The organism is Lentzea sp. NPDC036949, assembly GCF_055608075.1.
The window spans coordinates 479,811-492,100 of sequence record NZ_JBVJRA010000003.1 but is presented as its reverse complement, the minus strand read 5'-3'; the positions used below and the strand labels follow the sequence as shown (position 1 = coordinate 492,100).

The window sequence follows — 12,290 nt, the reverse complement described above, 5'->3', positions numbered from 1 at the left end:
ACCTCACGGGCTGGTGCCGCCGTGTTTCCGGGAGGTGCGGTGGATCACCCGGTGGAACCAGCGGCGCGGGCCGCCGTTGGACCGCTGCCAGGTGCAGCGGGCGTTCGCGCGGCGGTAGGCGATCTCGGCGTTGACGGCTTCGAGGGTCCACTCGGTCATGGACCTGAGGGTGGTGCTGAGGGTGGGCCGGGGACATTGGCAGAACGGGTGCGATCGGCAGCGAGAAGCCTTACCCCGCCTGCTACACCGCGGTCACCGCGCGCGCCCGTGCCAGCCTCGCCCGGATGCCGTCCGCCTCCGGTGCCCCCAGCTCCGTGAACAGCGCCAGCGCCCGCTGCCAGTGCGCCGCCGCACCCGCGGCCCCGAGCCGGTCGAACACCGCGGCGAGCCGGTCGTGGGCCAGGGCCTGGTGGTAGGGCGACACCGCGTCGCACGCGACGGCCAGCGCGGTGCGGGCCGACGACAGGGCGCCCTCGGTGTCACCGGTCTCCAGGAGCGCGGTGGAGAGGTCGACGTGGCAGGCGGCTTCCCCGCACTGCTCACCGACCTCGTGGTACATCCGCAGGGCCACGCGCAGCCACGGCATCGCGTCGTCGTAGCGGTCGTTGGCGAGGTAGAGCAGGCCGAGGTGGTGGTGGGCGTTGGCCTCCGCCCACCGGGAGCCCGCGATGCGCGAGACCTCCATCGCCTCGCGGTAGTGCGCTTCCGCCTCCTCCGTGCGGCCCAGGTCCATGAGGGTGCCGGCGACGGTGGTGAGGGCGCGGGCCTGCTGGTGGACGTCGGCCTTGCCGCGGGCCACCTCCAGGGCGCCGCGGTGGGCGGTCAGCGCCTCCTCCTTGCGCTCCACCTGCAACAGCGCCACGCCGAGGTTGAACTGCATGACGAACCGCGCCTCGTCGTCGCCGAGGGCGTTCGCGGCGGCCAGCGCGGCCTGGGTGATGCGCAGCGAGGTCTCGCGTTCGGTGCGGAGCCAGAGGTAGCGGGACAGCGTGTACGGCAGCTGCCAGGCGTGGACGTGCCAGCCGGAGGACGCGGCGTGCTCGGTGGCGGCGATGAGGTTGGCGCGTTCGGAGTCGAACCAGGCCATCGCGTCGGAGGGGCCGGTCAGGGACGGCACGGCGGCCGGGCGGTGCTCCGGGGCCACCAGGACGCTGCCGCGGTTGATGGGCAGCAGGCCGTCGGCGAGGTCCGCGCAGTGCAGGTAGTAGTCCAGCATGCGGCCGGTGGCGGCCCGGCGCTCCGGTTCGGAGAGCTCGCCCGCCAGGGTCTTCGCGTAGACGCGGACCATGTCGTGGGCGACGAGGCGGCCCGGTTCGGAGACGGACAGCAGGTTCGCGGCGGCCAGTGCGTCCAGCGCGCGCTGGGCCTCCAGCAGGGAGACCTCCCCCATCGCCGCGACGACGTGCGGGGTCAGGTCGGCGCCGGGGTGCAGGCCGATGACGGGCAACAGGCGAGCGGGAACCGCTGGCAGCGCACGGCGTGATGCGTCCAGCGCTGCGCGCACGGGACCTTCGCCGTCCTCCAGCCCGAGAGCGGCCAACCGCCCGTGTTCGTCCTGCAGTTCCTCGACGAGCTCGGCGACGCGCAGCTTCGGGGACACCGCCAGCCGGGCGGCGGCGATCCGCAACGCCAGCGGCAGACCGTCGCACAGCTCGGCCAGCGACCGCAGGGCGGCGGCTTCGGCGGCACCGCGGCCCGCGACGCGGCCCAGCACGTCGACGGCGGCGTCCGCGGTGAGCATGTCCAGCTCGACCAGCTCCGCCTCGACCTGCGCCACCAGGCCGACCAGGCGCCGGCGCGAGGTGACGACCACGCACGACGGCGCGCCCGGCAGCAGCGGCAACAGGTCACCGGAGCCGCGGACGTTGTCGAGCATCACCAGCATCCGGCGGTCGGCCAGGAGCGTGCGCAGCAACGCCGACCGCTCGTCGACCGAGACCGGGGTGTCGCCGGCGGGAACGCCGAGGGCGCGCAGGAACCGGTTCAGCACCTCGCCGATCTCCAGCGGTTCCCGGTTCGGGTCGTAGCCGTGGACGTCGACGTAGAGCTGGCCGTCCGGGAACTCCTCGCGCACCCGGTGCGCCCAGTGCAGCGCCAGCGCCGTCTTGCCCACGCCGGCCGGACCGGTCACCAGCAGCACGGGACCGTCGTGCGCGCTCAGCAACGAGTCCATCCGCGCCAGCTCCGCGTCCCGCCCGATCAACGCGACGGGTGCGCGCGGCAGCTGCGCGGGAACGGTCACGACGGGCTCGGGGGCCGGCTGCGCCGGGAGGCGGACCGGCGCGCGTTCCGGTTCGGGGCTGTCCCCCGCCAGCACGGCCTGGTGCACGCGGCGCAGCTCCGGCCCCGGTTCCACGCCCAGCTCGTCGATCAGCACCCGGCGGGCCTCGCGGTAGGCGGCCAGCGCCTCCGCCTGCCGGCCGGCCTGGACCAGGGCGCGCATCAGCAGCCCGTGCCCGCGTTCGCGCAACGGGTGCTCGGCGACGAGGGAGGTGAGCTGCGAGACGAGCTCGGGGCCCTGGCCGATCGCGAGACCGAGCTCGGCGCGTTCCTCGACCACGGCCAGCCGGCGTTCCACGAGCCGGCCGCGTTCGACGTCGGCGAAGAGACCGGACACCCCGCCCAGCGGCTCGGCGCGGAACAACGCCAGCGCGTCGTCCAGCTCCACCGCGGCTCCGGCGAGGTCCCCCGCCGCGCGCATGCGGTGCGCGAGCGAAACCTGGCGTTCGAACACGTCGAGGTCCAGCGCGCCCGTCTCGACCCGCAGCAGGTAACCGTCGCCGACGGACGTCAGCAGCTCCGCGGGGGCCCGGCGCGCGCGGGCCGGCTCCAGTGCGCGGCGCAGTCCGGCGACGTAGGTCTGCACCAGGTTGACCGCGCTGGAGGGCACGTTGTCGCCCCAGACGGCCTCGATGATCGTGCCCCTGCTCACCGGGGTGTTGCGCGACAGCAGCAGCACGGCGAGCACGGCGCGCTGCTTGGCCGCACCGAGATCGACCTCATGACCTGCGCGAACGACCCGGAGAAGGCCGAGAACCTCGAACCGCAGGGGTTCCTCGCGCAGTGTCACCGATCTGTCCTTCGCCTGGTGGCCAGCTGGAGCTTGAGGACCACTTCAGTCGGGCTCCAGTCGTGCTGTAGAAGGCATTCTTACGCTTAGCGTGTCCAACCAACCACAGACGGCGAGATCAACGGAAACCCGGGGGTCGAGCAGTCGACGGGGTTGGACCGGACAGCGGAACACCCGCTGCTCCCCATGATCGACGTGGGCTGGCCGGCGTGCAAGGGGCATCCAGCCCGCGGCGGCGGAACGCCGGCCGGCCCACGTCCCCCTTTCCGCACACGACGAAGCCCCGGCTGGGCGATCCAGCCGGGGCTTCGCGGTTCTTCGCGGCTTGTCGTCGATCAGCTGGCGAACGTGCCGGTCCTGGCGGCGGAGAGGAAGCCCTCCCACCCGGCGGACCCGAACCGGAGCTGGGCCCCGTCCGCGTTCTTGCTGTCACGCACGGCCGCGCCGGCCGGGACGAGCGCGATCTCCACGCAGTCGGGTCCGCTGGCGGACGATCGGCTGCTCTTGCGCCAACGCAGGCTTTCCACTGTCTGTTCACTCCCGGTCTGCGATCAGCCGAGAGCGCGAGCGACTTCCGTGATCAGGGTCGCGGAGTCCGCCGGCTTGAGGGCGGTCCGCACCAGACGCTCGAACACCTCGGCGTACCAATTGACGTCACCGGACTGCTCCAGGTAGACGCCGCTTCTCGTGCTCTCGATGTACACCACGTCGGGGTCCAGCTGCTCGGGGAAGCTCAGGATGACGAACGGCCCGTCCATCGCAGCGTAACCACCGGCGCTGAACGGCACGACCTGCATCGTGACGTTCGGCAGTGCACCGACTTCGAGCAGACGCGCCATCTGCGTGCGCATCACCTTCGCGCCGCCGACGAGCCTGTGCAGGGCGGCCTCGTCGATCACGACGTGCAGGCGCAACGGGTCGTCCTCGCTCAGCAGTGCCTGCCGAGCCTTGCGCAACCGGACCCGCCGGTCGATCTCCGCGGTGCTCGCCTCTGGGAGCACCTGGGAGATCAACGACCTCGTGTACGCCTCGCACTGCAGCAGGCCGGGGATCATCAGGCCCTGGTAGGTCCTGATGGAGTCGGCGTCGGCCTCGTACCCGACGTAGCGACCGGGCACGATGTCGCCGAACTCGTCCCACCACGCCTTGCGGCGGGCTTCCCTGGCCAGCTGGACCAGCTCTTCCAGGGTGGTGGCGTCCGCACCGTAGGCGGTGAGCATGTCCCGCACGTCGCGCGGGCTCACCCCCACCCTCCCGGTCTCGATGCGGCTGATCTTGGAAGCCGAGCACTCGAGGCGCTCGCCGACCTCCTCGATCGTCAGCCCGGCCGCTTCGCGCAACCGCCGCAGCTCGCTCACGAGCCGGCGTTTGCGCAGGGTCGGGCTGCTACCCCGTGGCATCCACACCTCCTGGTCCGCGTCCAAGTTTGAGAGCAAAGGACACGCCCGCAAAGGGACGTCATCCATTCGTGTACTGCAACTTGCAGTTCGGCTCCGGGCCGGGCCAGGCTGCATGGGTTGCTCACGCGAGGACTGGAGCTCTGAGCCTGATGGCCGTCACGGTGTTCAGCCAACTGGACAGGTCGCTGCACTCCCACCTGGCCACGCTCGCGGACCTCGCCGAGCGCGGTGACGACCAGACGGCCCTCGTGCTCGCCAGGGTAGAGCTGCCGAGGGTGGTCGCGGTCGTCAAGGCGTTGCTGGACGAGCACCAGCCCGACGAGCACGGCCGCTGCGCCACGTGCAGGCGCGGCTGGTTCTCCCGGCGGATGCCCGCGCCGTGCCGGGCCTACCTGTCGGCGCAGCTCGTCCTGACCGTCGTGGGACAGGGGACTTCGCACGGCAAGCACCTGCGCCCGGTGGGCTGAACTCCGGAACTCGATAGTTCTTCAGCTCCGCCCCGGCCTGGGCCGGCTCCGCACCCCCCGACCGGAGCCGGCCCTTCTCGTGCCGGTCGGCCATCACCTCGCGTGACGATCACCGCGAAGATCAACACGACCGGCTGAAAGGTCTGTCACAGCGCCGCCTCCGCCCGCATCATTGTGGTGACGCGGCCTGGTCCCGACCCCGGATCCTCGTGCCGACACGGAGGTGTTCCCGTGCCGACCCCGCATGACCGCGCCGACGCGCTCGCTGCCGTCCGGCCGCGCCGCCTGCTGCCCTTACAGCGCCGCTAGCGCCCCTTCACCCGCGCTCTCCCCCTTCCCCATGTCCTGTGCCGGTCGCACAGGGCCATGCGGTCATTCCGCCGTTCCCACGAAAGGCAAGAAGACGTGAACCACCTCCAGCGGTCCAACGCCGGCGAGCACACCCCGCACGGTCCTCCGGGCGGGGTGCGCCTGGTCCTGCGGCACGACCTGCCCGCGAGCTTCGTGCTGTTCCTGATCTCGATCCCGCTCTCGCTGGGCATCGCCCACGCCACCGGCGCGCCGCTGATGGCCGGGCTGATCTCCGCCGTCGTCGGCGGTGTCGTGGTCGGCGCGCTCAGCGGGGCGCCGTTGCAGATCAGCGGACCGGGCACCGGGCTCGTGGTGATCGTCGCCGGGCTGGTGGCGCAGTTCGGCTGGGCCGCGACCGCCGCGATCACGCTGGCCGCCGGGGTGCTCCAGGTGGCGCTGGGCCTCACCGGGATCAGCCGGCTGGTGATGTCGCTGTCCCCCGCCGTCGTGCACGGCCTGCTGGCGGGCATCGGCATCTCGATCGCGGCCGGTCAGCTCGTCGTGGTGCTGGGCGGCACGGCGGCGTCGTCGGTTCCCGCGAACGTCGCCCTGCTGCCGGGTCAGCTGGCCGGGTCCCACCTGGGATCAGTGCTGGCCGGCGCGGTCGCGGTCGCGGTCCTGCTGCTGTGGCCGCGGGTCCCGCGCGCCTCGCTGGTGCCGGCGCCGCTCGTCGCCGTCGCCGCCTCGACCGGGCTCGCGGTCGCGCTGCGCCTCGACGTCGCACGGGTCGACCTGCCGGACAGCCACTCCCCGGTGTTCCCGGAGATGCCGCAGGGCAGCGCCGGAACCGTGGTCGTGGCCGTGGTGACGGTCGCGCTGGTGGCGAGCATGGAGTCGTTGCTGTCGGCGGTGGCCGTGGACCGGCTGCACGACGGGCCGCGGGCCCGGCTGGACAGGGAATTGATGGCGCAGGGCACCGGCAACGTGCTCGCGGGCGCCCTCGGCGGGTTCCCGATCAGCGGTGGCCTGGCGCGCAGCTCCACGAACGTCGCCGCGGGCGCGAAGACCCGCTGCGCCGCCATGATGCAGGGGCTGTGGATCGCGGTGGCGGTGCTGGCGTTCGCTCCCGCGCTGGAGCAGATCCCGCTGGCGGCGCTGGCGGGCGTGCTGCTGGTCGTCGGCCTGCGGCTGGTGTCGGTCGAGCGGATGCGCAACCTGGTGCGGCACCAGGAGCTCCTGGTCTACGCGGCGACCGTGCTCGGCGTCGTCCTCTTCGGACTGCTGGAGGGCGTGGTCGCGGGGCTGACGATCGCGCTGCTGCGCGCGCTGTACCGGTTGACGCACTGCTCGGTGCGGGTCGAGGGCAACCGGGTGTGCGTGCGCGGGTCGCTGGTGTTCCTCGGCGTCGGGGGGCTGGTGCGCGAGCTGCGCCGGTTGCCGCTCGGGCAGACCGTGGTGCTGGAGCTGCACGTCGACTACCTGGACCACGCGTCCTACGAGGCGATCGACGACTGGCGCGAGGGCTACGAACGGCTCGGTGGCCGGGTTCAGGTCGACGAGGTGCACGACACCTGGTTCGACCAGGCGGACCAGGGCAGGCCGGGGCGGCGCAAGACGTTGCCCGGTCCGCTGCCGCGCTGGTTCGCGCCGTGGTCGCACTGGCAGGGCGCGGGCACCACGGTGCACCTGCCGTCGCAGCGGCCGTCGCCGGAGAGCGATCCCATGCTGCGGGGCATGCACGAGTTCGAGACGCGGTCGGCGCCGCTGGTCCGGCCGTTCCTGCGGGAGCTGGCGGTGCGCGGGCAGCGACCGCGGCAGCTCTTCATCACCTGCGCCGACTCCCGGGTGGTGCCGAACCTGATCACCACGTCCGGGCCGGGCGACCTGTTCTGCGTGCGCAACATCGGCAACCTGGTGCCGATGCACACCGCTGAGGACCGGTCGGTCGGCGCCGCGGTCGAGTACGCGGTGGAGGTCCTCGGCGTCCGCTCGATCGTCGTGTGCGGGCACTCCGACTGCGGTGCGATGAAGGCGCTGGTGAGCGGCGGCGCCGCCCGCGGCTCACACCTGCACTCCTGGCTGCGCAACGCCGAACCGTCGCTGATCCGCTTCCACGCCCCCACCGCGCCCGGCTGCGCGGAGCTGCCGGTGGCCGACCGGCTCGCGGTCGCGAACGTGGCGCAGCAGCTGGACAACCTGCTCGGGTACCCGAGCGTGCGGGAGGCGGTCGCCGCGGGCGCGCTCTCGTTGAAGGGCCTGTACTTCGACATCTCGAACGCCCGCGTGTACCTGGTGGACCCGGACCGCAACGGGCTCGAACCCGTGCCGTCACCGGCCTAGGAAACGCCGGAGCCGCCCCGGTTCGTCCCGGGGCGGCTCCAGTGGTCTCACGCGTGGGTCAGCAGGTGCCGATCCACGAGCACTCGACGTCGAAGCGCTCCTGCGGGGGAACCGTCACGCGTTCCTGCGCGGGGGCCTTCCGCTGCTGCGGAACGGACTCGACCTTCGGCGTCGCCACCTGCGCGCCGCCGTCGGAGGCGAGCCGCACGGCGACCCTGTCCTCGACCGCCTTCGGGCTGAACCACAGCACCACGTTGTTCTGCACCAGCGAGAACACCAGCTGGCGGCCCGACGCCGTGGTGACGTACCCGGACAGCGCCGAGACGCCCGAGAGCGACCCGGTCTTGGCCAGCACGGTGCCCTCGGCGGCGGTGCCCTTCATGCGGCCCGCCAGCGTGCCGTCCCTGCCCGCGACCGGCAGCGCCGCCGACCAGGTGCCGAACCACGGCTTGGTCTTCGCCTTCACCAGGATCGAGGTCAGGTCGTCCGGCGACATCTGGTTCAGCCGGGACATGCCGGAGCCGTCGAAGACCTCGACCCAGTTCGGGTCGATGCCCAGGCCCGCCCACTTGCGGCTGAGCTGGTTGACACCGTTGGCGAACGAGCCGCCCGCGGTCTTGACCAGCACCTCGGCCAGCATGTTGTTGCTGTTCTTCAGCAACGGGGTGATCAGCTGGCCGAGCGTCTGCGACGTGTCGGAGGCCAGCACCGCGGCACCCTGCGGCGCCTTGGCCCGCTTGACGCCGCCGAGGACCTGGACCCCGTTCTGCTCCAACGCCTTGCCGAACACCGACGAGACGAGCCCGGTCGGATCCTTGACGGTGGACAGCGCGGTCGTCTCGACCCAGGTCGAACCGCTGACCTTGATCACGTTCGTGCCGTGCTCGCGTTCGACGGTGATGCCGGCGTCCCCGTTGGTGGTCGCCGTGCTCTGGATCTGCACCACGTCGTTCGCGGGCTCGACGCTCACCTGCACCGGCGCGCCCGTCGCGGCGCCCGGCTTCACCCGCACGAGGACCGTGCCGGCGCTGTACCGCTCGTCCGGTGAGAGCGTCAGTGCCGACGTCTCCGCGCTGTAGGAGTACGGCTCGTCGTCCCACGCCCAGCCACTGCCGTACGGCTGCGCGTCGAACGCCGTGTCGTCCAGCACGAGCGCGCCGGTCACCTGCGTGACACCGCTGTTCTTCAACGCCGCCGCCAGCGCCTGGTAGCGCGCGGCGGACATCGTCGGGTCGCCCGTGCCGCGCAGGACGAGGTCGCCGGTCAGCGTCGAACCCGAACGGGCACCGGACGACTGCAGCTCGGTCTTCCACCGGTGGTCCGGCCCGAGCAGGTCGAGCGCCGCCGCGGTCGTGAGCACCTTCAGGTTCGACGCGACCTGAGAGCGCTTACCACCTGATCTGGTGTACACGACCTCACCGGTGTTCGCGTCCCGCACGGTGATGCCGACGTCCGCGCCCTTGAGCCCGGAGTCGGCGAGGATGGCGTCGAGATCGCGGGTCAGCGCCTCGTTGCCGACCGCCACGGCGCCACCGCTGGACGTCAGGGTCAACCCCGCCGCCGCGACGACGACCGCCCCCAGTAAACGAAGTTTCACGCTTCCACCTCAGACCTGTCGCCTGACCACAACGTGTGGAAGCTACCGGCCCTGTCGGTGCGCCGATAAGTGTGTGCGCCGAAGAAGTCGCGTTGTCCCTGAACGAGTGCCGCGGGCAGCCGTTCCGAGCGAAGTCCGTCGTAGTAGGCCAAAGCGGACACGAAACCGGGCGTCGGGACACCGGACTCGACCGCGCGGACCACGACGCGCCGCCAAGCGGCCTCGGCATTCCGGACGGCGTCGCGGAAGTAGTCGTCCACCAGAAGAGACGCGAGATCCGCGTTCGCGTCATATGCCTCGCGAATGCGGTTGAGGAACCGTGCGCGGATGATGCAGCCACCGCGCCAGATCGTCGCCATCGCGCCGAGGTCGATGTCCCAGTCGAAGTTCTTCGACGCCTCGCGGATCATGTCGAAGCCCTGCGCGTACGCGACGACCTTCGACGCGTACAGCGCCTGCCGCACGTCGTCGACGAGCTCGGCGTCCGGCTTCGCCACGACCTCGCTCGCACCGAACGCGTCGCGCACGGCCTTGCGCTGGTCGGTGTGGCCGCTCAGGCTGCGCGCGAACACGGCCTCGGCGATGCCGGTGACCGGGACGCCGAGCTCCAGCGCCTCCTGCACGGTCCAGCGGCCGGTGCCCTTCTGCTCGGCGGCGTCCTCGATGACCTGCACGAGCGGCGTGCCGTCCGCGTCGACGTGCTTGAGCACCTCGGCGGTGATCTCGACCAGGTACGACTCCAGGTCGCCCGAGTTCCACTGCGTGAAGACCTCGGAGATCTCCGCCGGCGTCTGCCCGCCGACGCGGCTCAGCAGGTCGTACGCCTCGGCGATCAGCTGCATGTCCGCGTACTCGATGCCGTTGTGCACCATCTTGACGAAGTGCCCGGCACCGTCCGGCCCGACGTGCACGCAGCACGGCTGCCCGTCGACCTTGGCGGCGATCTCCTCGAACACCGGCCCGACGTGCTCGTAGGACTCGGCGGGACCACCGGGCATGATGCTGGGCCCGTTGAGGGCGCCCTCCTCGCCGCCGGAGATGCCGGCGCCGACGAACAGCAGGCCCTTCTCCTTCAGGGCGGCCTCGCGGCGGCGCGTGTCGGCGTAGTGGGCGTTACCGCCGTCGATGACCATGTCGCCGGGCTCCAGCAGCCCGCTCAGCTCGTCGATGACGGCGTCGGTCGGCCCACCGGCCTTCACCATGATGATGATCTGGCGCGGCGTCTGGAGGCTCTGCACGAGCTCCTCCAGCGTCTCGGCGCCGACGAAGTCGCCCTCGTGGCCGTGCTCGTCGAGCAGCGACTTCATCTTCGCGGGGGTCCGGTTGTGCACGGCGACCTTGAAACCGTGCCGCGCGAGGTTGCGCGCGAGGTTGCTGCCCATGGTGGCGAGACCGGTGACCGCGATACGTGCTTTGCCTTCCGTCATGGCCGACAGCCTGCCGTGTTCTCAAGCTTTGCGCGAGATGTCACAGCGTCTTCTCAGCCATCGTTTCGCCAGGTGAACCGCGTCACCCAACGGTACGTACAGCAAGGCGTAAGTTGGTTTCATGACGTTCGTGAGCGAGGGCACCTCGGCGACGGACCGCGCCGAGCGCTACGGGTCCCAGCTGGTCAAGCACTTCACGCAGAAGGACCTGGAAGGGTCCTGGGAGGACGGACGCGGTTTCGTCCGCTTCTCCGCGGGAACGGCGTCCTTCGCCGCTCTTCCGGACGCGCTGCGGCTGCGCGTCGAGGCCTCCTCGGAGGAGGACGCCGCCCGGCTGCGCGACGTCGTCGAACGGCACCTGGTGCGGTTCGGGACGCGCGACGAGCTGAGCGTCTCGTGGGACTCAAGCGGCGAGAACTGACGCCGCCATCCCGATGAGAGCGGTACCACAGACCCGCTCGAACGCCGTGCGAACCTTCGGCCTGCTCAGCACCGTGCCCAGCTGACGAGCCAGCGGGACCACCACCACCCAGAACCCCGCGAACACACCGACCGTCACGGCGCTCAGCAGCGCGGCCTGCGGCAGCGGTGGGCTGTTCGGGTCCATCGCCTGCGGGATGAGGCTCAGGAACGTGAGCATCACCTTGGGGTTCAACAGATCGCAGAGCAGGCCGCGCAGGAACACGTTGCCACCGCTGCGCGGCAGCTCCTGCTCCTTGCCCGCGCCCTTCAGCGTCATGAACCCGAGGTGGGCCAGGTACAGCGCGCCGACCGCCTTGACGAGGAAGAGCGCGGTCGGCACCGCCACCACGAGCGCGCTCAGTCCGACGGTCGCGAGCGTCGCGTGGACGAGCAGCCCGGTGACCACGCCCAGCGCCGCCGTGACGCCCAGCCTCAGGCTGCGCACCGCGTTCCCCATGATCAGGACGAAGTCGGGACCGGGCACGACCGTGATCACCACGAGTGCCAGCAGGAAAGACGTCCACGCGATGTGCATGAGCGGGATCGTCCGCCACTCGTTCTGCCACATTCCACCTGGTCAGTACGATGTTCGCTTATGCGCGAACAAGCCGAACTGGATTCGGTGGACTGGCACATCCTGGAGGAGTTGCAGAACGACGCCACCCTGCCGAACCGGTCGCTCGCCGAGATCGTCGGCCTGGCCCCGTCGTCGTGCCTGCAGCGGGTGCGCCGGCTGCGCGAGCTGGGCGTGATCACGGGCTCGCACGCCGTCGTCGACCCGGCCGTGCTCGGACTGCCGCTGGAGGCCGTCATCTCGGTGAACGTGCGGCCGCACACGCGCCCGGTGGTGGCGGCGTTCCGCGCGTTCGTGATGGCCCAGCCCGAGACGCGGTCGATCTTCCACGTCTCCGGGCAGGCGGACTTCCTGATCCACATCGCGGTGGCGGACTCCACACACCTGCAGGCGTTCCTGATGGACAAGATCGCGTCGCGGACGGAGGTGCGGAACCTGACGTCGTCGGTGGTGCTGGAGCGGGTGGAGACACGGGCGCTGACCCCGCCGGCGACCCTGCGGCCGACGCACCGGCGGCGCCGCGCGGACTAGCGGTTGAGGGTCAACGCATCCAGGTCGATCACCAGTGGTGCGGGACTGAGGAGCTCGACCTTCCCGGTACCGCCGCCGACGTACTCGTAGCGACCGTCGACCAGAACGTGTGCCGCCATGCTGATCGGGTC

12 protein-coding genes are annotated in these 12,290 nt (G+C 71.4%); 4 read left to right on the top strand and 8 right to left on the bottom strand.

The genetic code is table 11. From position 1 onward, the window contains the following. Positions 1–3 precede the first annotated feature (3 nt). From ACZ7CD_RS11815 to ACZ7CD_RS11800, 4 genes are all read right to left on the bottom strand, one after another. Positions 4–159: a hypothetical protein gene (locus ACZ7CD_RS11815; RefSeq protein ID WP_360390259.1), complete on the bottom strand. Its 156-nt coding sequence runs from the start codon at positions 157–159 to the stop codon at positions 4–6. An 82-nt stretch (positions 160–241) separates the two neighbouring features. Continuing rightward, positions 242–3,070 carry an AfsR/SARP family transcriptional regulator gene (locus ACZ7CD_RS11810; RefSeq protein ID WP_360390262.1) on the bottom strand — a complete coding sequence of 943 codons (2,829 nt, stop codon included), beginning with the start codon at positions 3,068–3,070 and terminating at the stop codon, positions 242–244. A gap of 335 nt (positions 3,071–3,405) precedes the next feature. Then, positions 3,406–3,597, bottom strand: a complete 192-nt coding sequence (locus ACZ7CD_RS11805; protein ID WP_360390264.1) for a DUF397 domain-containing protein — start codon at positions 3,595–3,597, stop codon at positions 3,406–3,408. Positions 3,598–3,621: 24 nt separating this feature from the next. Continuing rightward, entirely contained in the window at positions 3,622–4,470 is an 849-nt protein-coding gene (locus ACZ7CD_RS11800; protein WP_360390267.1) for a helix-turn-helix domain-containing protein, read from the bottom strand. Positions 4,471–4,619: 149 nt separating this feature from the next. On the opposite strand from ACZ7CD_RS11800, the gene ACZ7CD_RS11795 reads away from it, so the two are divergent. Then, positions 4,620–4,937: a hypothetical protein gene (locus ACZ7CD_RS11795; RefSeq protein WP_360390270.1), complete on the top strand. Its 318-nt coding sequence runs from the start codon at positions 4,620–4,622 to the stop codon at positions 4,935–4,937. Between the two features lie 405 nt (positions 4,938–5,342). After that, a complete protein-coding gene (locus ACZ7CD_RS11790; protein WP_360390272.1) occupies positions 5,343–7,568 on the top strand; it encodes a SulP family inorganic anion transporter in 2,226 nt (741 codons plus the stop codon). Positions 7,569–7,626: 58 nt separating this feature from the next. On the opposite strand, the gene dacB is transcribed toward ACZ7CD_RS11790, so the two are convergent. Continuing rightward, positions 7,627–9,165, bottom strand: coding sequence for a D-alanyl-D-alanine carboxypeptidase/D-alanyl-D-alanine endopeptidase (dacB, locus tag ACZ7CD_RS11785; protein ID WP_360390275.1), 1,539 nt, complete (start codon positions 9,163–9,165; stop codon positions 7,627–7,629). Continuing rightward, entirely contained in the window at positions 9,162–10,592 is a 1,431-nt protein-coding gene (gene gndA / locus ACZ7CD_RS11780; protein ID WP_360390278.1) for an NADP-dependent phosphogluconate dehydrogenase, read from the bottom strand. The genes dacB and gndA overlap by 4 nt, the downstream gene beginning before the upstream one ends. Positions 10,593–10,713: 121 nt before the next feature. On the opposite strand from gndA, the gene ACZ7CD_RS11775 reads away from it, so the two are divergent. Continuing rightward, positions 10,714–11,013, top strand: coding sequence for a DUF2218 domain-containing protein (locus ACZ7CD_RS11775; protein WP_360390281.1), 300 nt, complete (start codon positions 10,714–10,716; stop codon positions 11,011–11,013). On the opposite strand, the gene ACZ7CD_RS11770 is transcribed toward ACZ7CD_RS11775, so the two are convergent. After that, complete coding sequence (locus ACZ7CD_RS11770; RefSeq protein ID WP_470378860.1) at positions 10,996–11,622, bottom strand: LysE family translocator; 627 nt, start codon at positions 11,620–11,622, stop codon at positions 10,996–10,998. The two genes, ACZ7CD_RS11775 and ACZ7CD_RS11770, sit on opposite strands and share 18 nt — an antisense overlap. A gap of 54 nt (positions 11,623–11,676) precedes the next feature. On the opposite strand from ACZ7CD_RS11770, the gene ACZ7CD_RS11765 reads away from it, so the two are divergent. After that, complete coding sequence (locus ACZ7CD_RS11765) at positions 11,677–12,159, top strand: Lrp/AsnC family transcriptional regulator (protein ID WP_360390287.1); 483 nt, start codon at positions 11,677–11,679, stop codon at positions 12,157–12,159. Here ACZ7CD_RS11765 and ACZ7CD_RS11760 read toward each other — a convergent pair. Then, positions 12,156–12,278: a hypothetical protein gene (locus tag ACZ7CD_RS11760; protein WP_470378859.1), complete on the bottom strand. Its 123-nt coding sequence runs from the start codon at positions 12,276–12,278 to the stop codon at positions 12,156–12,158. The genes ACZ7CD_RS11765 and ACZ7CD_RS11760 overlap by 4 nt on opposite strands. Positions 12,279–12,290: the final 12 nt, after the last annotated feature.

Coding starts and splice junctions, on each gene's coding strand:
- ACZ7CD_RS11815 (WP_360390259.1), bottom strand. CDS start 159: ATGACCGAGTGGACCCTCGAAGCCGTCAACGCCGAGATCGCCTACCGC.
- ACZ7CD_RS11800 (WP_360390267.1), bottom strand. CDS start 4,470: ATGCCACGGGGTAGCAGCCCGACCCTGCGCAAACGCCGGCTCGTGAGC.
- ACZ7CD_RS11795 (WP_360390270.1), top strand. CDS start 4,620: ATGGCCGTCACGGTGTTCAGCCAACTGGACAGGTCGCTGCACTCCCAC.
- gndA (WP_360390278.1), bottom strand. CDS start 10,592: ATGACGGAAGGCAAAGCACGTATCGCGGTCACCGGTCTCGCCACCATG.
- ACZ7CD_RS11775 (WP_360390281.1), top strand. CDS start 10,714: ATGACGTTCGTGAGCGAGGGCACCTCGGCGACGGACCGCGCCGAGCGC.
- ACZ7CD_RS11770 (WP_470378860.1), bottom strand. CDS start 11,622: ATGTGGCAGAACGAGTGGCGGACGATCCCGCTCATGCACATCGCGTGG.
- ACZ7CD_RS11760 (WP_470378859.1), bottom strand. CDS start 12,278: ATGGCGGCACACGTTCTGGTCGACGGTCGCTACGAGTACGTCGGCGGC.